Origin of the sequence: Phenylobacterium sp. (assembly GCF_016793225.1) — a bacterium.
Taxonomy (GTDB): domain Bacteria; phylum Pseudomonadota; class Alphaproteobacteria; order Caulobacterales; family Caulobacteraceae; genus Phenylobacterium.
Genome location: NZ_JAEUMN010000062.1, coordinates 31,489 through 52,521, shown reverse-complemented (window position 1 = coordinate 52,521; position 21,033 = coordinate 31,489). Strand labels below are relative to the sequence as shown.

Sequence of the window (21,033 nt, the reverse complement as noted above, 5' to 3'; positions counted from 1 at the left end):
CCCGCCGTCCGGCGCGTGGACGCCGAGACGCTGGCCCCGCACATGCTGCGCGCCGACCATGTGCGGATCCCGCCGGAACGCTGGACCAACAGCTTCGGCGAGAACTTCCACGCCTTCTTCAGGAAGGGGTGAGGCCTACTTTCTCTGCGCCCGGGTCTTGTCGCGCTCGGCCTTGAACTCGGCGCCGTCCTTCCACTCGGGCCAGATGCGGCTGTTGGCGAGCTTGCGGCCCAGGTCGTAGAGCAGCGCGCCGTCGGCGACGAAGCCCTTCGGATCCCAGGTCGGGTCGAACTCGTCGGCGGGCTGGTGGTACTTGTCGGCCGTGTAGGCCCGCGAGCGCGCCTCGCCCGCTTCCTTGCCGCCCTCGACCAGGTCGCGGCCGCCGCCGAAGCTGATGGCCGGCACGCCGACCTTGGCGAACGGGAAGTGGTCCGAGCGGAAGAAGCTGCCGGCCTCGGGCCGCGGGTCGGGCGAATAGTAGCGGCCGTGCGTCTTGCCCACGGCGATCAGCTCGTCCTGCAGGGTGAGCGGCGCGTTGCCCGAGGTCGTGAAGTCGCGCGCCAGCCCGCTCGGCCCCACGCCGTCCATGTTGAGCACGCCCACCGTGGTGGCCAGCGGGTAGAGCGGCGTCGAGGCGTAGTACTCCGACCCCAGCAGGCCCTTCTCCTCCGCGGTCACCGCCAGGAACACCAGGCTGCGCTCGGTCCGGCCCGCCTTGGCGTGCGCCCGCGCCAGCTCCAGCAGCATCGAGGTCCCCGAGGCGTTGTCGAGGGCGCCGTTGTAGATCCGGTCGCCCCTGGCGTCGGGCTGGCCCACGCCCAGGTGGTCCCAGTGGGCGGTGTAGAGCACGCGCTCCTCGGGCCGCTTCGTCCCCGGCAGCACGCCGACCACGTTCTTCGACACGACCTTCTGCGCGTCGACGGCGTAGTCCGTGGAGAAGGTCACGCCCTTCAGCTCCACCGGCCGGAAGTCGCGCGTCCGGGCCTGCGTCTTCAGCGCCTCGAAGTCGTGCCCCGCGGCCGCCAGCAGTTCGGCGGCGTTGTCGCGCTGGATCCAGCCCTCCAGCGGCGCGTGGTCGGTGGAAGGATCCGGCCGGATGACGTCGAAGATCTCGTTGGTGTTCGAGTTCTTGACCGTGGCCCAGCCGTACGACGCCGGCGCAGTCTCGTGGATCACCAGGAAGCCAACCGCGCCCTGCCGCGCCGCCTCCTCGAACTTGTAGGTCCAGCGGCCGTAGTAGGTCATCGCCTTGCCGCCGAAGTCGCCCTGGCCGGTCTCGAAGTCCGGGTCGTTGACGAGCACCAGGGCCACCTTGCCCTTCAGGTCCACGCCCTTGAAGTCGTCCCAGTTCCGCTCGGGCGCCTTCACGCCGTAGCCCACGAACACCACCGGCGCGTCCTTCACCGTCAGCCGGTCGCCGATCAGGGTGGCGCGGATGGCCACCTCCTGGCCCTGTGTCCAGCTCTTCCGCTCGCCGTTGACCGAGACGCTGACCGCCACCGGACCCTTGGTCGCCGAGCGGACCAGCGGGACGTCCTGCGTCCAGGCGCGCGCGCCGTCCTTGCCGCGGTCGCCGCCGGGCTGCAGGCCGGCCGCCTTCATCTGCTCGATCAGGTAGGCGACGGTCTTCCGCTCGCCCTCGGTGGCCGGGCCGCGCCCCTCGAACGCGTCGGACGACAGCACCTGGGTGTCGCGCAGGATCCGCTCGACGTTCACGACCGGGTCGGCGGCCAGGGCGGGGGGACAGATCAGCGCCGCGACGGCGGCGCCAATGAGCAGCTTTTTCATCGGTCACTCGGGAGGAGGGGGCGAAAGTTGCGCGACCCTAGCGAGCGGTGGGGCATGCCGCCAGCGCGCTTTCGGCGAGCGCGGTTACCTCAAGCTTCGCCGCCTATGTGTCCTTTGTGCAATTCCCGAGACGCGATCGGCGGTGTAGACGGGCGCCGCAGTTCGGCGTCAGCGTCCTCCCTCCCAAGGCACAGCATGCGCCTTCAGATCGTTGTCCTGGCCGCCGGCCTCGTCCTGGCGGGATGCGCCACGCCGCGCGACGCGGACGTGCGCCTTCCGGCCGCCTACGAACAGGCGCCCGAAGCGCCCGCCGGCTCCATCCCCCTCGACACCTGGTGGACCGCCTACGGCGACGACCAGCTGACCGAGCTCGTGCAGCAGGCGTTGGAGCGGAACACCGACGTCCGCACGGCCCGCTCGCGCCTCGACGAGATCCGCGCCCAGCGCACGCAGGCCATCCTGCAGTACCTCCCGCGCGGCGACCTGACGGCCCAGGGCCGGCGCACCGACACCGAGCAGATCGGCGGCACGGCGGCCAACATCCCCGGCTTCTCCACGTCGGGCGTGTCCGAGCAGTACCAGGCCAACTTCAACGTCGCCTGGGAGATCGATCCCTGGGGTCGCGGCTTCGTCGCCTACCGCGCCGCGAACGCCGAGGTCGACCGCGTGCGCTTCGCCTTCGAGGCCACCCGCGCCCAGATCGCCGCCCAGACGGCCGACGCCTACTTCCAGGCCCGCGGCCTCGCGATCCAGCTCGCCGACGCCCGCGAGACCGCGCGCATCCAGCAGGAGCTGTACGAGGTCGCCTCGCGCCGCGCGGCGGCGGGGCTGGCCGCCACCTCCGAGCCCGACCGCATCGCCGGCGACCTGGCCCAGGCGCAGGCCGCCGTCGCCGCGTTCGACGCCCAGCTCCAGACCCAGAAGCGCGCGATCCTGATCCTCGCCGGCCGGGTCTTCGAGCCCACCGCCAGCATCGCCGCGCCGCCCGAGGTGGGCCAGCCGCCGGCCGTGCCGGCGTCCCTGCCGTCCGAGCTGCTGCAGCGCCGTCCGGACGTGCGCCAGGCGCAGGCCGCCCTGCGCTCCGCCGCCGGCCAGCAGCGGCTGGCGGGCCTCGCCTTCTTCCCCAGCTTCACGCTCTCGCCGGGCCTCGGCTGGGCGCGGATCGAGCAGCCGAACTTCTCGTCCGAGACCTCGAGCTGGAGCATCGGCGGCTCGATCACCCAGCCGCTCCTGTCCATTCCGCGCCTGCTGGCCGAGCTCAAGGTCCAGAACGCCCGCACCGAACAGGCCGTCACCGCCTACGAGAAGACGGTGCAGACCGCGTTCCAGGAGGCCGAGGCCGCGCTCGTGAACCTCGACGCCGACCGCCGCCGCGTCGTGCTGCTGCGCGATGGCGAGGCCCGCGCCCGCCGCGCCTACGAGGCCGCGCGCACCGGCTACGCCCGCGGGCTCACCGACCTTTCCACCACCCTTTCCGCCGAACAGGCCTGGCGCGCCGTGCGCGCCCAGCTCGCCTCGGCCCAGGTCCAGGCCCTGCGCCGCTCCGTCCAGGCCATGAAGGCCATCGGCGGCGGCTGGCCGGCCCAGGCCTACGCCGCCAAGTGAGACCGCAATGAAGCGCGCAACATTCACCCTGCTGGTCCTGCTCCTGCCGGCCGCCCTCTCGGTCGCGGCCTGCAAGAAGCCGCCCCGCAAGGAGACCGAGGCCGAGCGCGCCCGCGCCGTGACCGTGGTCCAGGTCGAGCCCCGGGCGATCACCGGCGCGCTGACCGCCTCGGGCGACCTCGCCCCGCGCGAGGAGGCCGCGGTGATGCCGGAAGTGACCGGCTACCGGGTCCGCGCGGTCCGCGCCGAGGTGGGCGACTACGTGCGCGCCGGCCAGACCCTGGCCGAGCTCGATCCCACGCTCCTCGAAGCCCAGATCGCCGAGGCCCGCGCCCAGGCCGCCCAGGCCGAGGACCAGGCCAACCGCGTCAAGGGCCTCGAGAACCAGGGCGTCCTGCCCCAGGAGCAGATCGCCCAGCGCCGCTTCCAGGCCCAGGCCGCCGCCGCGCGCCTGCGCAGCCTGCTGACCCAGCAGCGCAAGCTGAACGTCGTGGCGCCCGTGTCGGGCGTCATCCTCGAACGCAACGTGCGTCCGGGCGACCTCGCCGCGGGCGGCGCCACGCCGTGGTTCCGCATGGCCCGCGACGGCCAGGTCGAGCTGCGCGCCGAGCTGTCCGAGACCGACCTGAGCCGGGTCCGCGTCGGCCAGGCCGCGACGGTCAGCCTGCCCGGCGGCGCCACGGTCACCGGCCGCGTCCGCCTCATCAGCCCGCAGATCAACCCGCAGACCAAGCTGGGCGAGGTGCGCCTGCTGCTGCCCGTCCGCAGCGACATCCGCGCCGGCGGCTTCGGCCGCGCCATCTTCGACGACGCCCAGACCACCGTCAGCGCGGTCCCCGAAGCGGCGATCCGCTACGACGCCGACGGCGCCAAAGTCATGGTCGTCGGCCCCGACAACAAGGTGAAGCGCGTCCCGGTGCAGACCGGCGCCCGCGGCGGCGGCCTCGTCCAGATCGTCAAGGGCCCGCCGAACGGGACCCGGATCGTCGCCAACGCCGGCGCGCTGTTCCTCGATGGCGACCTCGTGCGTCCCGTGGCCGCCGGCCCGACCCCGGCGGGCGCCGCGCCGCGCGCCGCCGCCGCCAGCCCGCCGGCCGCCAAATGAGCGAGCAGCCCCAGCGCCACTTCGCGATCTCCGCCTGGGCGATCCGCAACCCGATCCCCGTCGCGGTGCTGTTCATCGGCCTGCTGATGTCGGGCCTGATCGCCTACCAGATGCTGGCGGTCAAAATGTACCCCAACATCCAGTTCCCGCTGATCGCGGTGACGGTCACCCAGGCCGGCGCCGCCCCCGGGGAGATGGAGACGCAGATCACCCGTCCGGTCGAGGACGCGGTGGCCAGCGTCACGGGGGTGCGCAGCATCCAGTCGGTGGTGACCCAGGGCGTCTCCACCACCTCGATCCAGTTCGAGATCGGCGAGAACCTGCAGAAGAAGACCGACGAGCTCCGCTCGAAGGTCGCTCAGATCCGCGCGCAGCTGCCGCGCGACATCGACGAGCCGCAGGTCAACCAGATCGAGGTCGACGACGCCGCGCCGATCATGACCATCGCGGTCGAGGCGCCCGCCATGAGCGACGACGAGCTCTCGTGGTTCGTCGACGACACCGTCTCGCGGACGCTGCAGGCGGCCAAGGGCGTGTCGCAGGTCTCCCGGGTGGGCGGGGTGGCCCGCGAGATCAACGTCATCGTCGATCCCGACCGCATGGCCGCCCGCGGCCTGACCGCGGCTCAGGTCAACAACGCCCTGCGCGGCTTCCAGGTGGACGCGCCCGGCGGCCGCGTGGAGGTGGGCGGCCGCGAGCAGACGGTCCGCGTCCTGGGCTCGGTCACCACCGTGGCGCGCCTGCGCGAGATGATGATCCCCACGGCCGGCGGCGGCTCGGTGCGCCTGTCCGACGTGGCCGAGATCGGCGACGGCTCCTCGGACGAGCGCGGGTTCGCCCGGCTGAACGGCCGCGCCGTGGTCGGCTTCCAGGTCTCCAAGACCAAGGAGGCCAGCGACGTCGACGCCGAGGACGCGGTCCTCGCGAAGCTCAAGGAGCTCGAGGCGGCCCACCCGGGCGTGAAGTTCTCGACGATCTTCTCGTCGGTGACCGAGACCCGCGCCAGCTTCCAGGCCACCAAGAACGTGCTGGGCGAGGGCATGCTGCTCGCCGCCATCGTGGTGTTCTTCTTCCTGCGCGACTGGCGGGCCACGGCGATCACCGCGCTGGCCATGCCCATCTCGCTGATCCCGACCTTCCTGATCATGCAGATGGCGGGCTTCTCGCTGAACATGGTGACGCTGCTCGCGCTCACCCTGGTCATCGGCATCCTGGTCGACGACGCCATCGTCGAGATCGAGAACATCGAGAAGCGCGTGGCCCGCGGCCAGCGCCCCTACCAGGCCGCCATCGAGGGCGCCGACGCCATCGGCCTCGCCGTCGTCGCGACCACCTTCTCGATCGTGGTGGTGTTCACCCCGGTCTCGTTCATGCCGGGCATCCCCGGCCAGTTCTTCAAGGAGTTCGGGCTCACGGTCTCGGTGGCCGTGCTCTTCTCCCTGGTGGTGGCGCGCCTCGTCACCCCGCTGCTGGCCGCCTACTTCCTGAAGCCCACCGCCACGCCCCACGAGCGCAAGCCGTTCAAGGGCTTCTACCGCAACGCCCTGGAGTGGGCCCTGGCGCACCGGATCATCGCCGCCTTCCTGGGCGGGGTGTTCTTCATCGGCTCGCTGGCCCTCGTCCCGCTGCTGCCGGCCGGGTTCCAGCCCGCGGGCGACCCCGACTACATGTACGTCGACATCCAGGGTCCGCCGGGCGCCACGCCCCGGGACATGGAGGTCACCGCCCAGCGCCTCACCGAGCTGTTCGAGAGGCAGCCCGAGGTGCGCGGCGTCTTCATCCAGATCGGCTCCACCGTCTCCAGCTTCGGCCCGGGCATGTCGGGCGGCGGCGGCGGCGACGTCCGCCGCGGCACCGCCACCATCCTGCTGAACGAGGACCGCTCGGTCCGCGGCTCCGAGATCCGCGACCGCCTGCGCGACGACCTGCGCCGCATCCCCGACGTCCGCCTGGGCTTCCTCGACTTCGAGGGCGGCGCCGGTTTCCAGCAGATCCTCACCGGCACCAACCCGGCGAACCTCGAGGCCGCCGCCCTCGAGCTCGAGCGCCAGATGCGCACCCTGCCCGAGGTGGCCGACCCGAAGCAGTCGACCCCGCCCGTCGGGCCCGAGATCGTCATCCGTCCGCGGCCGGACGAGGCCGCGCGCCTGGGCGTCTCGTCGGACGCGCTCGCCAACATCATCCGCGTCGCCACCGCCGGCGACATCGACGCCAATGTCGCCAAGTTCAACGAGGGCGAGCGCCGGATCCCGATCCGGGTGCGCCTGCCCGCCGACGCGCGCAGCGACATCCAGCGCCTGCGCGCCCTGCGCGTCCCCACCGCCTCCGGCGGCACGACCACGCTGGAGAGCGTCGCCGAGATCGAGTTCAAGGCCGGTCCGGCCCGCATCGACCGCCTGAACCGCGAGCGGCGGATCACCGTGCAGGCCGAACTGAACGGCGGCTACCAGCTGGGCCAGGCCCAGAAGGCGGTGAACAACCTGCCCATCATGAAGAACATGCCCGAGGGCGTCCGCCCGGCCGCCATCGGCACCGCCGAGGCCATGGCCGAGCTGTTCGGCGGCTTCGGCATGGCGATCTTCACCGGCGTCTCGATGATCTACGGCGTGCTGGTCCTGCTGTTCCGCAGCTTCTTCAAGCCGGTGGTGATCCTCTCGGCGCTGCCCACCGCCGTCGGCGGGGCCTTCGCGGGCCTGCTCGCCTTCGACCTGTCGCTCTCGATCCCGTCGCTGATCGGGTTCCTGATGCTGCTTGGCCTGGCCGCCAAGAACTCGATCCTGCTGGTCGAGTACGCCATCGAGCGCGAGCGCGAGGGGATGAGCCAGCACGATGCGCTGATCGACGCCTGCCGCGAGCGGGCGCGCCCGATCGTCATGACCACCTTCGCCATGGCCGCCGGCATGCTGCCCACGGCGTTCGCCCTGGAGAAGGGCGCCGAATTCCGCCAGCCCATGGCCGTGGCGGTGATCGGCGGCCTGATCACCTCGACCGTCCTGTCGCTGGTCCTGGTGCCGGTGGTCTACCGCTTCGTGGACGACTTCGAGAACTGGCTGAAGCCCAAGCTCGCCCGCGTCGTCACCCCCCGCGAAGTCCCGCCCCGCCCGATCCCCGAAGACCGCCTCTAGCGCGCCTTCCTTTCCCGCTCGCGGGAAAGGGGGACCGCCCGCCGAAGAGCGGGTGGTGGAAAGGGCAAGCGGCCGGCAGGGCCCCACCGCCGGCCCGTCACAGCTCCCCGCGCAGCACCTGCGCGAACTGCTCGGGGTCGACGTTGCCGCCTGAGAGCACCAGCCCCACCGTCCGGCCCTCGAAGCCGCGGACCTTGCCGGCCAGCAGCGCCGCGAGGCCCGCCGAACCGCCCGGCTCCACCACCAGCTTCAGCGTCGAGAAGGCGCACCGCATCGCCTCCGCCACCTCGGCGTCGGTCACCACCGCCACGTCGGCCACGTGCGCCTTCAGGATCGGAAAGGTCAGCTCGCCGGGGCAGGGGGTCTCCAGGGCGTCGCAGAGCGTCCGGTGCGTCGGCGTCATCGGCGTGCGCACGCCCGCCTGCAGCGACTTCAGCGTGTCGTCATAGCCCGCGGGCTCGGCGCCGATCAGCGCCGTCGCCGGCGACAGGGCCTTCACCGCCGTGGCCACGCCCGCCAGCAGGCCGCCGCCGCTGCAGGGGGTGATGACCGCGTCCAGCTCCGCGCCCAGCGCCCGCGCCTGGCGCACCAGCTCCAGGCCCGCCGTCCCCTGGCCCGCGATGATGTGCGGATCGTCGAACGCCGGGACGACGACCGCGCCGCGCTCGGCGGCGATGGCGGCGGCGATGTTCTCGCGGCTCTCGGTCAGCCGGTCGTAGAAGCGCACCTCGGCCCCGTAGCCCTTCGTCGCCTCGGCCTTCACCCGGGGCGCGTCGGCCGGCATCACGATCAGCGCGGGGATCCCCAGCAGCTTCGCGGCCAGCGCCACGCCCTGGGCGTGGTTGCCGCTGGAAAACGCCACCACCCCCGTCCGCTTCTCCTCGTCCGAGAGCTGGACCAGCCGGTTGAACGCGCCCCGGAACTTGAAGGCGCCCACCCGCTGCAGCGTCTCGGGCTTGATCAGCACGCGCAGGCCCAGCCGGTCGCTCAGGGCGGCGCTCTCCAGCAGCGGCGTCTCCACCGCCCAGCCGCGGATCCGGCCCGCCGCCGCCTCGATGTCGGCCAGCGAGATCGCCAGCCCGTCCGTCCTGCTCATCTCGCGAACACCATCTCGTCGCGCGCGAAGGCCTTGAACTCCAGAGCATTGCCCGACGGGTCCAGGAAGAACATCGTCGCCTGCTCGCCGGGCTGCCCCTTGAAGCGGATGTTGGGCTCGATCACGAACGCCGTGCCGGCGTCCTTCAGCCGCTCGGCCAGCGCCTCCCACGCGGGCAGCGTCAGGATCACGCCGAAGTGGCGCACCGGCACGTCGTGGCCGTCCACCGGGTTGGTGGCGCCATGCCCCGCCTCGCCCGGCGACAGGTGCGCCACGATCTGGTGGCCGTGAAAGTCGAAGTCGACCCATTCGTCGCTGGAGCGGCCCTCGGGGCAGCCCAGGAGGCCCCCATAGAACGCCCGCGCCTCGGCCAGGTCGCGGACCGGAAACGCCAGGTGGAAACGCGGAATATCCATCCCCGCCTGATACCCCGCCCGACCCCCGCACGGAACCGCCAGTTGGCGCGCGGTGGCCTACGGAGTTGAGCGCTCCCCCCTCCAATGTCATCCCGGTTTCGCCGCAGGCGAAGACCGGGACCCATAGACTCCGTGGGTCCGGAAAGAGCGCGGCGGTGACGCTTGCGGGCCGCCTCCGCCATCGGGCGCGTATGGGTCCCGGCTTTTCGGCTACGCCGAAGCCGGGAGGACAGCTGAGAGGGTGTGGGCGCCACCTCAAGCGTTGTCATCCCGGTTTCGCCGCCAGGCGAAGACCGGGGCCCACAGACTCCGCGTTTCAGAACCACCCCGACACCCACCGCCGTGCGGCTGCGAGCGCGCCCCTCATGCGCATGGGCTCGCCCCAACTGACCTGATGACAGCCGTCGGGCGTTCCGCTAAACCCCGCCCGCATTTCGATCTCCGCGTCCGGCCGAGCACCTGTCGAAGGGCCGTGGCGCGTTCTCCGGGCAGGTCGGGAGATCGTACCCAGATGGCCAATGTCACCGTGATCGGCGCCCAGTGGGGCGACGAGGGCAAGGGCAAGCTCGTCGACTGGCTCTCCAACCGGGCCGACGTCGTCGTGCGCTTCCAGGGCGGCCACAACGCCGGCCACACGCTGGTGGTCGGCAACCAGGTCTACAAGCTGTCGCTGCTGCCGTCGGGCGTCGTGCAGGGCAAGCTGTCGATCATCGGCAACGGCGTCGTGGTCGACCCCTGGCACCTCCTGAAGGAGATCGACGGCATCGCCCAGCAGGGGATCGCCATCACCCCCGACCTGCTGGTCCTGGCCGACAACGCCTGCCTGATCCTGCCCATCCACCGCGACCTGGACCAGGCGCGCGAGGCGGCGGCCACGAACAAGATCGGCACCACCGGCCGCGGCATCGGCCCCGCCTACGAGGACAAGGTCGGCCGCCGCGCCATCCGCGTCGCCGACCTCGCGGACCGCGCGGCCCTGGAGGCCAAGATCGACCGCCTGCTCGCCCACCACGCGCCGCTTCGCCGCGGCCTGGGCCTGCCCGACGTCGACGCCGCGGCCCTGCTGGCCGACCTCGAGGCGCTGGCGCCGCGCATCCTCAGCTTCGCCCGGCCGGCGTGGCTGCTCCTGGACGGCGAGGTCAAGGCCGGCCGCCGGGTCCTGTTCGAGGGGGCCCAGGGCGCGCTGCTCGACGTCGACCACGGCACCTATCCGTACGTGACGTCCTCCAACACCGTGGCCGGCCAGGCCGCCGCCGGCTCGGGCCTCGGCCCCAAGGGCCCGGGCTATGTGCTGGGCATCGTGAAGGCCTACACCACGCGGGTGGGCGAGGGGCCGTTCCCCACCGAGCTCACCGACGAGGTTGGGCAGCACCTGGGCACGGTGGGCCGCGAGTTCGGCACCGTCACCGGCCGCTCGCGCCGCTGCGGCTGGTTCGACGCGGCCCTGGTCCGCCAGTCCGTGGCCCTGAACGGCATCACCGGGATCGCGCTCACCAAGCTCGACGTGCTCGACGGCCTGCCGACGCTGAAGATCTGCACCGGCTACCGCCTGGGCGACGAGGAGATCGGCTACCTGCCCGCCGGCCTGAAGGCGCAGGCCGCGCTCACGCCGGTCTACGAGGAGCTGGAGGGCTGGAGCGAGACCACCCAGGGCGCCCGCTCCTGGAAGGACCTGCCCGCCAACGCCGTGAAGTACGTCCGGCGCATCGAGGAACTGATCGGCGCCCCCGTGGCCCTCCTGTCCACCAGCCCCCAGCGCGACGACACCATCCTGATGCGCGACCCCTTCCAGGACTGACGGCTCCCTTCCTCTGCGGGGGAGGACGGTCCTTCGGCCGCCGCACCTTCCTCTCCCGCAAAGCGGGAGAGGGGGACCGCCCGCCGAAGAGCGGGTGGTGGAGAGGGCAAGCGGACACTGAGGGCTGGCCGCCCCCCGGTCCTCCCCTGCAAGGGGAGGGGGACCATGCGCAGCATGGTGGAGGGGTCTCGAGCGCCGAGCCTAGCCCCCCTCCACCGCGCCCCCCGGCGGGGGAGGACGGTCGTTGCCCTCGGCGCGTCCCCCAAGGGCCGCCCGGGCGTATCAAACGTCTCTTTACGGATACCGGCTATGACCTCCTCCGAAGGTCCGGGGGGAGCCAGCGCCTTGTTCGACGGCGACAAACGCATCATCGAGAAGATCGCGCCCAGGCTGAAGCGCGTCGTCGTCGCCGATCCGCAGCCGGCCAGCGCCCGCCTGTTCACCGACCTGATGCGCGACATCGCCCAGAGCCACGTCTGGGTCGCGGGGACGACCGAGCGCGCGCTCCGCATCGCCGAGACCTGCGACCCGCAGCTCATCGTCCTGGAGCTGGGCACGCCCGAGGTCGACGGGCTGGCCATCGCCCGCCGGATCCGCCGTTCGAACTGGCTGTGCCGCAAGGCGCCGATCATCACCGTCACCGGGGCCGCCACCGCGGCGATGATCCTCGCGGCGCGCGACGCCGGCGTGCACGAGTTCCTCCGCAAGCCCTATTCGATGAAGGACCTGCTCCGCCGCCTCGAGGCGGTCACGGTCAAGGAGCGGGACTGGGTGGAGGGGATGGAGTACATCGGCCCCGACCGGCGGCGGTTCAATTCGGGCGAGTACGCGGGCCCGCTGAAGCGCAAGACCGACGGCTCCGAGACGCCCTACCAGCAGAAGGTCAACCAGGCGCTGAAGATCGTCCGCGCCGCCGTCGCGGCCTGCGAGAGCGATCCGCAGCAGGCCATGCGCGCCATGCTGACCCAGGCCACGACCCTGCAGTCGCTGGCCACCGACCTGCGCCTCACGCTGGCGGCGTCCGAGTTCTACCGCAACCTCATGAAGCACAACCAGTCGGGCGCGCCGCTCACGCGCGCGGCGGCGGAGGCCTGGTCCAAGCCCCTGCTCACCTTCCTGCGCACCGACTCTCCCCGCAGCCGCGAAGCCGTCGAACTCGCCTAGAGCTTGACGACGACGTGGAGCGGACCTCCTGAACGTCCGCACGGGGTGGCCTTCGGGCGTTGAACCCGCTTGCCGCCACTCTTGATGTTCCTGCTTGTTTCGCCCCCCCTCTCCCAGGCGCGGCAGCGCCGTGGGAGAGGCCGGGAGAGGGCGGCGCTGAGCTGCGCGCGCCGCGCCGCCGTTGGACCAGGAGGCGACGCCTGTGGGCAAGGTCATGTCCGTCACCGCCAAGCTGCGGCGTGATCGGGCCGCCGGCTCCGACGCGAGCAGACCGAAGCCGAGGCCCGCCTCTGGGAGATGTTGCGCGGCGCCCGGATGGACGGCTGGAAGTGGCGTCGCCAAGCCGTCGTCGGTCGCTTCATCGTCGACTTCCTGTGCCTCGAGGCTGCGGTCGTGGTCGAACTGGACGGCGGCGTGCATGCCGAGCGCACGGTCTACGACGACCGCCGTGACGCCTATCTGCGGGGGAAGGGCCTGCTCGTGCTTCGCTTCGGCAACGCCGCCGCGCTCCAGGATCTCGACCGGTCAAGCTGGCGCATCCTGAGCGCCTGTCGCGAGTCCGACCCCAGCCGACGTGGGCGTCACATCGAGCGGCGTCGAGCGGAATCAGGCGCCTTCCGCCCCTGACCTGCGACCGGGTCCCACGCGGCGTCTTCGGCCCGTCCAGCCGCGCCGCCCTCTCCCGGCCTCTCCCACAGCGCTGCCGCGCTTGGGAGAGGAGTCCTCACGATTTTCCAGCCGTCCGATATGCGTCGAAACCGGATGGCGCTGAGGGATGGGCAAGCCTAGGCTGCCGGAAGGCCCGCTGTCAGGCTCCTGTCCTGACGGACGACGGAGCCGGCGCTCACCTCGTGCGTGAACACTTCGAAGCCCGCGAGCCTAGCCGGGCCGAAGCTGGTGCTGATCGCCACGTCGGTGGCGTCGCGGCCCACGGCCATCAGGATGCGGCCGATCCGCGGACGGTTGTGCCGGGCGTCGAAGGTGCGCCAGGCGCCGCCGAGGTAGACTTCGAACCAGGCGCTGAAGTCCATGGGCGCGTCCGAGGGCGGCACGCCGATGTCGCCCAGGTAGCCGGTGCAGTACCGGGCGGGGATGTTCATGCAGCGGCACAGGGCGATGGCCAGGTGGGCGAAGTCGCGGCAGACGCCGACCTGCTCTTCATGCGCCTCCCAGGCGGTCCGGGTGTCGCGGGCGTGGGGATAGCCGAATGCGATGCGCGCGTGGGCGTAGTCCACGATCGCCTGGACGCGCGCCCACCCGGGCGGCGTGTTTCCGAACAGCCGCCAGGCGAGGTCGCTCAGGTGCTGGGTCTCGCAGTAGCGGGAGCCGAGCAGGAACAGGATGACGTCGTCCGGCAGGTCCTCGATGGGATGCTGGCAGGCGTCGGGCGCGCTCGGATCGGGCTGGCCCGTGTCGCGGATGATGAAGTCGCTGCGCAGCGTGATCAGGCCGGCGGGAGCCGTCACCCGGCTGCAGACGTTGCCGAAGTCGTCGACATATTGCCGGATGGGGGTCGCCGGAGTGGCGGACAGGACGTCGGGCGTCTCGAGCTGGCCGCGCCGTTCCGGGCGGATGCTCAGCATCAGGAGCAGGGGCGTGGGCGCCGGGCACTCGAAGGCAATCTCAAATCCGGCTCTGATCCGCATGGCGTCCTCTAAATGACCTGCTGCGCAATTCCTTTCTCTTCAATCGGTTGCGTATCGGCGGGATCGTGAGCGCAAATCGCCACCTCGACATCGAGGCCGATGAAATCGGAGGCGAAGCCGGACCAGCTTCCGTGCAGCGGGACGGCGTCGCGAGGGTTCGCGACCGCGGCCACGCGGATCAGCCCGCGAGCTCCGATGATCCCGTTGGTCGGATCGAAGTCGCACCATCCCACCTCGGGAAGGTAGGCGCGGGCCCAGGCATGGGTGTGTCCACCGCCCGTCGGGGCGCCGCCGCCCGGCGCGCCGTAGACGTAGCCCGAGACGAACTGGGCCGCGAGGCCGTGGCGCCGCGCGGCCGTCATCAGCAGGACCGCGAAGTCGCGGCAGCTCCCGCGCCGGCGCTCGAGCGTCTCGGCCGCCGGCTGGGGCTTGCCGGACACCCGCAGCTCGTACGCGAACTCGTCGCGGATGGCGTGCGTCATGTCCGAAAGCAGGGTCGCGATACGGGTGCGGCCGACGGGCTTCAGGAAACGCCGCGCCCACGGGTCCACCGCGGCGTCGCCGGCGTCCGCCGCGTTCCCGACGAACGGGCTCAGCGCGTGGGCGTCGCCGGGGGCGTAGGCGAAGCCGTCGGTCCCAAGGACGGTGTCGTCGTCCTGCGCGCTGGCGCAGCGCTCGGGCCGATGCTCCACCTCGGCCCGCAGGACGAACTCCAGATGGTCCGCCCGTCCCTCGAACCGCGCGGCGGTCACGGCGGCGTTGCTCAGGTCGTGGATCGTCCGCACGAGCGAAGGCTCGGGCGTGATCGTCAGATCGGCGGACAGGACGTGCTGGTCGAACGACTCCATCGGCCGCGCCATCGCCCGGTGCTCGCCCAGGGCGACCGGGTTGCGGTACCGGTACGTGGTCCGATGAAGAAGGGAGACACGCGGCATTGACCCATCGGGCCGACGATTCCGGGGCGCCGTCCACGCGACCGGCTGCCGCTGCGGCGGAAAGTCCCGTCGCTGTGCTGAATCCGGGCGCCCCCTCGGGCTTTCTGCTCGTGGGCGATCATGCGGGGGACGCGATACCGCCGCGGCTCGGCGACCTGGGCGTGGGGCCGGCCGACCGGGCGCGCCATATCGCCTGCGACCTCGGCGTGGCCGCCCTGGGCCGCGCCCTGTCCGTCCGGCTGGACGCGACGTTCATCAGCCAGCGCTACTCGCGCCTGGTCATCGACTGCAACCGGAGCCCCGACCACCCGCAGTCGATCGTGGAGACCAGCGACGGCACGTCCGTCCCCGGCAACGCCGGGCTCGGCGACCGCGAGCGGGTCCGCCGGCGGCGGGAGATCTTCGAGCCCTACCATGCCGCGATCGCCGCCGCGCTGGACGCCCGGCCAGGGCGTCGGCTGGTGTCGCTGCACTCGTTCACGCCCGTGATGCAGGGACAGCGCAGGCCCTGGCGCCTGGGCGTGCTGCACCGTGACGACTCCCCGCTCAGCCGGTCCGTGCTCGCGCGGCTGCGCGGTCGCCTGGGCGAGGCGGTGGGCGACAACGAGCCCTACCGCATGGACGGCGACGACTTCACCGTGCCGCACCACTGCGATCCCCGCGGGCTCGACTATCTGGAGCTGGAGGTGCGGCAGGACGAACTCGCCCACCCCGACGGCGTCGCCGCCATCGCCGCGCTGGTCGCCGACGCCCTGGTGTGAGGCGCGGGGGAGGGAAATTCGAGTGTTCGTCGGCTAGTCTCCGCCGCCATGAGCAATCGCGGGCGACCTCGCCATGGTGATGTCCTGACGCCGGCCGAGTGGCGCGTCGTCGAGGCGGTCCGGCACGGCCTGACGAACGGCCAGATCGCGACCCGCCGGCGCATCAGCCTGGATGCGGTCAAGTTCCATGTCGCCAACGCGATCCTGAAGCTCGGCCTGGACGACCGCGCCGCGCTCCGCGCCTGGGCCGGCGTGCGGCGGGACAGCAACCTGGGACGGAGGGTCTCCCAAATGGACGCGCAGCCAGTGCTTGGCCCGGTGGGCCAGATCTCCCGGTCGGTGAGGCGCGTGGCCGAGGCCGAGGCCTGGTACCGGGACGTGGTCGGTCTTCCGCACCTCTTCACCCACGGCCCGCTGGCCTTCTTCGACTGCGGCGGCGTGCGCCTGTTCCTGGAGGAAGGGCCGGTCAAGGCGGAGTCGGTGATCTATTTCCGGGTCCCGGACATCCGCGCCGCCCACGCGGAGCTGGAGCGGCGGGGGGCGCGGTTCGTGTCGGCCCCGCACCTGATCCACACCCACGAGGATGGAACGGAGGAATGGATGGCCTTCTTCCACGATCCGGAAGAACGCCCGCTCGCGATCATGTCGCAGGTGGCCGCCGGCTGACCTGTGCCGGCTGGGGCGCCGAGGCCCGCGCCTCCGCCGTGTCCGTCTTGTGGCTGCCGAGCCGCCCGCCCGCACGGGACGCGGCCCGCCTTCACGCGTTCAACCCCGTTGGACGCGCCACGGCGTATGTTTCCATGCAGGCTCGGGAGATTGGACGCCGTGGAAACGGAACAGGGGCCGCGGGGCCGCCCGTTCGGCTCCGGGGTCAGGCGGTAGGAATGGCGCGGTGCGGCAGGTAGGCTTGGCCCGGATGGAGCCCGAGGACGCGGACGACGCCGGCCTTCTGCGCGCCCACGCCGACGGCGATCCGCTGGCGTTCGGGCGGCTCTACGACCGCCACGACCGCGTCTGCCACCAGTTCATCCGGCGGCTGCTGGGGCCCGCGCACGCCGAGGCGGCCGAGGATCTGCACCAGGAGACCTGGGTCGCCGTCGCGCGCAACGCCGCCGCGTTCGATCCGCAGAAGTCCAGCTTCCGCGGCTGGCTGCTGACCATCGCGCGGCGCAAGACGTGGGATCACTTCCGCCGCCAGAAGGTGGCGGTGCTGGCGCAGGCGCAGGACGAGGACGCGGCGATGACGATCCCTGACCCCGGCCAGACGCCCCTTGAGCAGGTCCAGTCCCGCGAACTGGCCGAGCGGATCGTGGCCGCGGTCGAGGCGCTGCCGCTCGAGCAGCGCGGCGTCTTCGTGATGTTCGCCCAGGCCGGGCTGTCGCTGGAGGAGATCGCGGTCGCCACGGGGGTCGGGATGGAGACGGCCAAGAGCCGCCTCCGCTACGCCCGGGCCCGGCTGCGCCAGCTCCTGGCAGGCGAGAGGTCGGCCCATGTCTGATCCGAACGCGATGACCGATCCCGTCGACCAGGCCTATGCGCAGGCCGAGGCGGTCCTGGCGGACGAGGCGGCCCGCGCGGCCCGGCGGGCCCGGGTCCTGGCCGCTGTGTCGGCGCAGGCGGAAGCCCCTCCGGCGGCGCCGCGCCGGCGGGCGGCGTGGCCCGGCTGGCTGGCTGCGGCGAGCGTCGGCGGGATCAGCGTTTTCGTGGCCACCCAGGTCTTCCGGCCCGACCCGCTGCGCCCGCCGGCCCCCGCGACGCCGGCCCCTGCGACGCCGGCCGCGCCCACGCCGTCCGCGGCTGCTCCGCCAGCCGCGCCATCGGGTCGTCCCGCTGCGCCGGTCCAGGCTGCGCCGCCGCCGGCGCCCGCCGCGGCGCGCCTGCCGCCTGGCCCGGCGCCCGGCGCGGCCGAAGTCGTGGTCAGCGCGTCGCGGCGGCCGGCTGTGGAGTCCGGGGACCTCGCAGCGCCACCGCCACCGCCACCGCCACCGCCTCCGCCGCCAGCGCCGCCGCCGCCCTCGATCCCGCCGCTAGGCTTGCCGCCGGTCATGCCGAGGACGCCTCCGGCGGCGGCGCCGGCCGGCGCCGGCGAGCTCTCCGAGATCGTGGTCACCAGCGAGAAGCGGGCGGCCGCCGCGGCCGCGCGCCGGCTCCCGCCGCCCGCGCCGCAGGGCCAGGCGGCCGAATGGGCCGAGCGGCTGCGGGCGGCCGCGGCGGCGGGCCAGGTGCGGGAGATCTCGCGGCTGCTGGCGCGTGGCGCGCCGATCGACGCGGCCGACGCGCAGGGCCGCACGGCGCTCATGCGGAGCATCGAGGCGCGCCAGCTGGAGGCCGCCGCCCTGCTTCGGCGACGGGGTGCGAACCTCGACCTGCGCGACGCGGAGGGCCGCAGCGCCCGCGACATGGCCGCCGCGGTCGGTGATCCCGAACTCGATCGCGCGCTGGGGCTAGATCGCTAGGGCGCGCGCCAGTCGCAGCCAGAGCTGCTGGTCGAAGTCGCGGTCGGGGGCCGCGAGGCCCATGCGCACCACGATCAGGCGGCGGCTGGGGACGACGTAGAGCTTGCGGTCGAGCGCGCCCAGCGCGGCGACGAGGTCGGCCGGGGCGGCCGGGATGAGCGGGCCCTCCGCGCGCCCCGCCGGGCGGACCGTGTAGGCGCCGCCGTTCAGCCACCACAGACGCCCGTAGGCGGGGTTGGCGGGCGAGCGCGACAGCATCGCCTTCATCCCGGCTTCCGAGACGATCCGCCGGCCGTCCGCGGCGCGGCCGCCGTCCAGCACCACCTGTCCCATGATCGCGACGTCGCGGGGCGAGGTGACGAGGCCGGTGGGGTTGCCGACGCCGGCAAACGCCGCCGGCCGCGGCCGCCAGCCGGTGTTGCGCATGCCCGCAGGCTGGGTCAGCCAGTCGCGGGTGATCGTCTCGAGCGGCTGCCCCGCCACCGCCGCCAGCACGGGCTTGAGGATCGCGTACGCGGGCGTGTTGTAGAAGAACGTGGAGCCTGCCGGCGCCAGGTAGTTCAGCGGCTCGCCGAGGCCCGAGCACATGGTCAGGAGGTGGATCACCCTGATCGCGCGTTCCTGCTCGGGCGCGGCCTTGGACCAGCCCGGGCCGATGTAGTCCGAGACCGGCCGCTCCACGTCGAGGAGGCCCTTGTCGACGGCGATGGCGGCCAGGATCGCGACGAAGCTCTTCTGCTGCGAAGCCACGTCTTCGAGGAGCGCGCCCTCGGGCGTGGTCTCGTAGGCGTAGGAGGCGCGGAACCGGGCCGCATCCGCCTCGGGCGCCGGCCAGTTGCGCTCCACCAGCGTGCGCCGGTCGCGCACCACCAGGAAGCCCGTGGTCTTCTGGGCCCGCGCATAGTCGAGGACCTCCTCCATCGCCGCCGACGGCGCCTGGGCGAAGGCCGGCGCGGCGGCCAGGGCGGCGGCGGCCAGCAGGTCGCGGCGGGAGGTCGTGGGGCGCATGGGCGGCTCGCGCTGAGGGCAGGAACGTCCGGCCACTGTGACGCCGCCGCGTGGCGCCGATCAACCGTCGGGGTGACGTGGGGGCCGCGTTGACTTCCCTCGACCGGCCCATAACGTGTTTCAAGATCGCCGGAAGAGCGACGGGCACACGGGAGGATCGGCCATGACCGCCACAGTCGGCGAGGCGCCCGCCGCGCCCATGGCCCTGCCGGGCCGGGCCTACCGCAGCTACGCGCTCGGGCTGCTCATGGTGATCTACGTCGTCAACTTCATCGACCGCCAGGTGGTCTCGATCCTGGCCGAGCCGATCAAGCAGGAGCTCGGCCTGGCCGACTGGCAGCTCGGGCTGATGACCGGACTGGCCTTCGCGGTGCTCTACACGGTCCTCGGCGTGCCCATCGCCCGCGTCGCCGAGCGCGGCGACCGACCGCTGATCATCGCCGTCGCGGTCGCCGTCTGGAGCGGCTTCACCGCGCTCTCCGGCCTGGCGCAGAGCTTCACCCAGCTGATCCTCGCGCGGATCGGCGTGGGCGTCGGCGAGGCGGGCTGCACGCCGCCGGCGCTGTCTCTGATCGCCGACACCGTGCCGGCCGAGCGCCGCGCCTCGGCCGTCTCGGTCTACATGCTGGGCGCCCCGGTCGGCAGCATCTTCGGGCTGGCGCTGGGCGGCCTGATCGCCGACGCCTTCGGCTGGCGGATGGCCTTCGTGATGGTGGGCCTGCCGGGCCTCGCGCTCGCGGTCCTGGCCGCCCTGACCCTGCGCGAGCCCCGCCGCAGCCTCCCGCGCGTCACCGCCGCGGCCCAGGACGCCCCCAGCTTCCGCGAGGCCCTCCGGGAGCTGGCCGGCAAGCGCACCTACTGGCGGGTCGTCGGCGGCGTGACGATCAAGTCCTTCGCCTCCTACGGGTCCCTGGCCTTCACCGGCTCGTTCTTCTTCCGCAACTTCGGGCCCGAGCTCGCGCACTACTCGGCCATGTTCGGCCTGAAGAGCGCGGGCTTCCTCGGCCTGGCCCTGGGCGTCACGTCGGGGGTGATGGCGATCGTCGGCACCTTGCTGGGCGGACGGCTCGCCGACCATTTCGCGCGCAAGGACGGACGGGCCTATGCGACGATCCCGGCGGTCGGCGCGGTCGCGGCGCTGCCGTTCTCGCTCGCCATGCTCAACGCCGACTCGCTGCTCGTGGCCTTCGCCCTGCTGCTGGCGCCGGGGCTGCTCGGCTCGATGTGGCTGGGTCCGGCGTACGGCGTCGTCCAGAGCCTGGTCCGGCCGCAGACGAGGGCCACGGCGACGGCGGTCCTGCTGTTCGTCGCCAACCTGATCGGCCTGGGCCTGGGCCCCCTGGCGGTCGGGATCCTCTCGGACGTCCTGCTGGCGCGCGGCCTCTCCGAGGCCGAGGCGATCCGCTGGTCGCTGATGACCTTCGCCCTGCTCGCCATCCCCTGCGCCTGGCTGTTCTGGAGCGCGCGCCGCACCATGCGCGAGGAGATCGTCAGCTAGCGCCTGCGCCCGGCTAGGCTCGCGGGAAGGCTCGGCTCCAGAAGCGCGACCCGGCCTCGCCGAAGCGCCAGGGCGTGTCGACCGCCTTGCTGATCCCGATGCGGGGGCCGGCCACGACGCCCCGCGCCGGGCCCGGGGATATCGCGAACGGCGCATGGTCCAGCGCCATCCCGTCATGCTCGCGCGTCACGGCCAGCGCCTGGCAGAGCTTGCCGGGTCCCGAGCAGAGCGCCTGCGGGTTCGCGAGGCCGCGGCGTTCGGCCATGATCTCCAGGCCGTGGGTGGGCTCCAGCGCGCGGATCAGCACGGCGCCGCCCGGGGCTCCCGACCAGCAGACGAAGTTCATGCACCAGTGGATGCCGTACGAGCGATAGACGTAGACGTGGGCGGGCGGCCCGAACATCACCGCGTTGCGCGGCGTGGGGCCGGAGAAGCTGTGCGAGGCCGGATCCTCGTGATGGTAGGCCTCGGTCTCCACGATCCGGCCGCCGACGCCGTCCACCCGCACGGTCCAGCCGATGAGGTCGGCGGCCACCTCGGCGGGATGACGCTCCCAGAAGCCGCGCGGCCAGCCTTGACGCGCGGAATTTGAAGGTCCGGAATGCCCGCCAACAAGAGACGACATCCGGGAG

At 72.6% G+C, this 21,033-nt stretch carries 17 protein-coding genes and 1 pseudogene; 11 read left to right on the top strand and 7 right to left on the bottom strand.

Features of this window, described 5'->3' with window-relative positions; all coding sequences use genetic code 11:
* Positions 1–135: 135 nt before the first annotated feature.
* Positions 136–1,788: a M28 family metallopeptidase gene (locus JNK30_RS07145; RefSeq protein ID WP_293481369.1), complete on the bottom strand. Its 1,653-nt coding sequence runs from the start codon at positions 1,786–1,788 to the stop codon at positions 136–138.
* Between the two features lie 195 nt (positions 1,789–1,983).
* Between JNK30_RS07145 and JNK30_RS07140 the strand changes: the two genes are divergently transcribed.
* From JNK30_RS07140 to JNK30_RS07130, 3 genes are read left to right on the top strand one after another with little or no spacing between them, the layout of a single operon-like run.
* Positions 1,984–3,393, top strand: a complete 1,410-nt coding sequence (locus tag JNK30_RS07140) for an efflux transporter outer membrane subunit (protein WP_293481368.1) — start codon at positions 1,984–1,986, stop codon at positions 3,391–3,393.
* 7 nt (positions 3,394–3,400) lie between these two features.
* Positions 3,401–4,498 (top strand): efflux RND transporter periplasmic adaptor subunit, encoded by a 1,098-nt coding sequence (locus tag JNK30_RS07135; protein WP_293481367.1) that lies wholly within the window; start codon positions 3,401–3,403, stop codon positions 4,496–4,498.
* A complete protein-coding gene (locus JNK30_RS07130) occupies positions 4,495–7,623 on the top strand; it encodes an efflux RND transporter permease subunit (RefSeq protein ID WP_293481366.1) in 3,129 nt (1,042 codons plus the stop codon). Before JNK30_RS07135 ends, JNK30_RS07130 begins: the two co-directional genes overlap by 4 nt.
* A 97-nt stretch (positions 7,624–7,720) precedes the next feature.
* Here JNK30_RS07130 and JNK30_RS07125 read toward each other — a convergent pair whose 3' ends face one another.
* Entirely contained in the window at positions 7,721–8,719 is a 999-nt protein-coding gene (locus tag JNK30_RS07125) for a threonine/serine dehydratase (RefSeq protein ID WP_293481365.1), read from the bottom strand.
* Positions 8,716–9,135, bottom strand: coding sequence for a VOC family protein (locus JNK30_RS07120; RefSeq protein WP_293481364.1), 420 nt, complete (start codon positions 9,133–9,135; stop codon positions 8,716–8,718). The genes JNK30_RS07125 and JNK30_RS07120 overlap by 4 nt, the downstream gene beginning before the upstream one ends.
* 511 nt (positions 9,136–9,646) lie before the next feature.
* On the opposite strand from JNK30_RS07120, the gene JNK30_RS07115 reads away from it, so the two are divergent.
* The 3 genes and pseudogenes from JNK30_RS07115 to JNK30_RS07105 form a co-directional block, all read left to right on the top strand.
* A complete protein-coding gene (locus tag JNK30_RS07115) occupies positions 9,647–10,933 on the top strand; it encodes an adenylosuccinate synthase (protein ID WP_293481363.1) in 1,287 nt (428 codons plus the stop codon).
* Positions 10,934–11,278: 345 nt separating this feature from the next.
* Positions 11,279–12,097, top strand: a complete 819-nt coding sequence (locus tag JNK30_RS07110; protein WP_293481362.1) for a response regulator — start codon at positions 11,279–11,281, stop codon at positions 12,095–12,097.
* A gap of 261 nt (positions 12,098–12,358) precedes the next feature.
* Positions 12,359–12,724, top strand: a pseudogene (locus tag JNK30_RS07105) (endonuclease domain-containing protein); the annotation flags it as partial.
* A 158-nt stretch (positions 12,725–12,882) separates the two neighbouring features.
* Here JNK30_RS07105 and JNK30_RS07100 read toward each other — a convergent pair.
* Both JNK30_RS07100 and JNK30_RS07095 read right to left on the bottom strand, forming a co-directional pair.
* A complete protein-coding gene (locus JNK30_RS07100) occupies positions 12,883–13,743 on the bottom strand; it encodes a transglutaminase family protein (protein WP_293481361.1) in 861 nt (286 codons plus the stop codon).
* Positions 13,744–13,751: 8 nt separating this feature from the next.
* Positions 13,752–14,678, bottom strand: a complete 927-nt coding sequence (locus tag JNK30_RS07095; protein WP_293481360.1) for a transglutaminase family protein — start codon at positions 14,676–14,678, stop codon at positions 13,752–13,754.
* A 74-nt stretch (positions 14,679–14,752) separates the two neighbouring features.
* On the opposite strand from JNK30_RS07095, the gene JNK30_RS07090 reads away from it, so the two are divergent.
* The 4 genes from JNK30_RS07090 (at position 14,753) to JNK30_RS07075 (ending at position 17,895) form a co-directional block, all read left to right on the top strand.
* Entirely contained in the window at positions 14,753–15,439 is a 687-nt protein-coding gene (locus JNK30_RS07090) for an N-formylglutamate amidohydrolase (protein ID WP_293481359.1), read from the top strand.
* A gap of 48 nt (positions 15,440–15,487) precedes the next feature.
* Positions 15,488–16,105 (top strand): LuxR C-terminal-related transcriptional regulator, encoded by a 618-nt coding sequence (locus tag JNK30_RS07085; protein WP_293481358.1) that lies wholly within the window; start codon positions 15,488–15,490, stop codon positions 16,103–16,105.
* Positions 16,106–16,331: 226 nt separating this feature from the next.
* Entirely contained in the window at positions 16,332–16,937 is a 606-nt protein-coding gene (locus JNK30_RS07080) for a sigma-70 family RNA polymerase sigma factor (protein ID WP_293481357.1), read from the top strand.
* Positions 16,930–17,895 carry an ankyrin repeat domain-containing protein gene (locus JNK30_RS07075; protein ID WP_293481356.1) on the top strand — a complete coding sequence of 322 codons (966 nt, stop codon included), beginning with the start codon at positions 16,930–16,932 and terminating at the stop codon, positions 17,893–17,895. The genes JNK30_RS07080 and JNK30_RS07075 overlap by 8 nt, the downstream gene beginning before the upstream one ends.
* On the opposite strand, the gene JNK30_RS07070 is transcribed toward JNK30_RS07075, so the two are convergent.
* Positions 17,884–18,903 carry a serine hydrolase gene (locus tag JNK30_RS07070; protein ID WP_293481355.1) on the bottom strand — a complete coding sequence of 340 codons (1,020 nt, stop codon included), beginning with the start codon at positions 18,901–18,903 and terminating at the stop codon, positions 17,884–17,886. The two genes, JNK30_RS07075 and JNK30_RS07070, sit on opposite strands and share 12 nt — an antisense overlap.
* Positions 18,904–19,066: 163 nt before the next feature.
* Here JNK30_RS07070 and JNK30_RS07065 point away from each other — a divergent pair, with 163 nt between their 5' ends.
* Positions 19,067–20,401 carry an MFS transporter gene (locus JNK30_RS07065; protein ID WP_293481354.1) on the top strand — a complete coding sequence of 445 codons (1,335 nt, stop codon included), beginning with the start codon at positions 19,067–19,069 and terminating at the stop codon, positions 20,399–20,401.
* 13 nt (positions 20,402–20,414) lie between these two features.
* Here JNK30_RS07065 and JNK30_RS07060 read toward each other — a convergent pair whose 3' ends face one another.
* Entirely contained in the window at positions 20,415–21,026 is a 612-nt protein-coding gene (locus tag JNK30_RS07060; protein ID WP_293481353.1) for a DNA-3-methyladenine glycosylase, read from the bottom strand.
* Positions 21,027–21,033: the final 7 nt, after the last annotated feature.

Excerpts from the sequence above, each read along its gene's own strand:
- JNK30_RS07145 (WP_293481369.1), bottom strand. The coding sequence starts at position 1,788 with ATGAAAAAGCTGCTCATTGGCGCCGCCGTCGCGGCGCTGATCTGTCCC.
- JNK30_RS07140 (WP_293481368.1), top strand. The coding sequence starts at position 1,984 with ATGCGCCTTCAGATCGTTGTCCTGGCCGCCGGCCTCGTCCTGGCGGGA.
- JNK30_RS07135 (WP_293481367.1), top strand. The coding sequence starts at position 3,401 with ATGAAGCGCGCAACATTCACCCTGCTGGTCCTGCTCCTGCCGGCCGCC.
- JNK30_RS07130 (WP_293481366.1), top strand. The coding sequence starts at position 4,495 with ATGAGCGAGCAGCCCCAGCGCCACTTCGCGATCTCCGCCTGGGCGATC.
- JNK30_RS07125 (WP_293481365.1), bottom strand. The coding sequence starts at position 8,719 with ATGAGCAGGACGGACGGGCTGGCGATCTCGCTGGCCGACATCGAGGCG.
- JNK30_RS07120 (WP_293481364.1), bottom strand. The coding sequence starts at position 9,135 with ATGGATATTCCGCGTTTCCACCTGGCGTTTCCGGTCCGCGACCTGGCC.
- JNK30_RS07115 (WP_293481363.1), top strand. The coding sequence starts at position 9,647 with ATGGCCAATGTCACCGTGATCGGCGCCCAGTGGGGCGACGAGGGCAAG.
- JNK30_RS07100 (WP_293481361.1), bottom strand. The coding sequence starts at position 13,743 with ATGCGGATCAGAGCCGGATTTGAGATTGCCTTCGAGTGCCCGGCGCCC.
- JNK30_RS07095 (WP_293481360.1), bottom strand. The coding sequence starts at position 14,678 with ATGCCGCGTGTCTCCCTTCTTCATCGGACCACGTACCGGTACCGCAAC.
- JNK30_RS07085 (WP_293481358.1), top strand. The coding sequence starts at position 15,488 with ATGAGCAATCGCGGGCGACCTCGCCATGGTGATGTCCTGACGCCGGCC.
- JNK30_RS07075 (WP_293481356.1), top strand. The coding sequence starts at position 16,930 with ATGTCTGATCCGAACGCGATGACCGATCCCGTCGACCAGGCCTATGCG.
- JNK30_RS07070 (WP_293481355.1), bottom strand. The coding sequence starts at position 18,903 with ATGCGCCCCACGACCTCCCGCCGCGACCTGCTGGCCGCCGCCGCCCTG.
- JNK30_RS07065 (WP_293481354.1), top strand. The coding sequence starts at position 19,067 with ATGACCGCCACAGTCGGCGAGGCGCCCGCCGCGCCCATGGCCCTGCCG.
- JNK30_RS07060 (WP_293481353.1), bottom strand. The coding sequence starts at position 21,026 with ATGTCGTCTCTTGTTGGCGGGCATTCCGGACCTTCAAATTCCGCGCGT.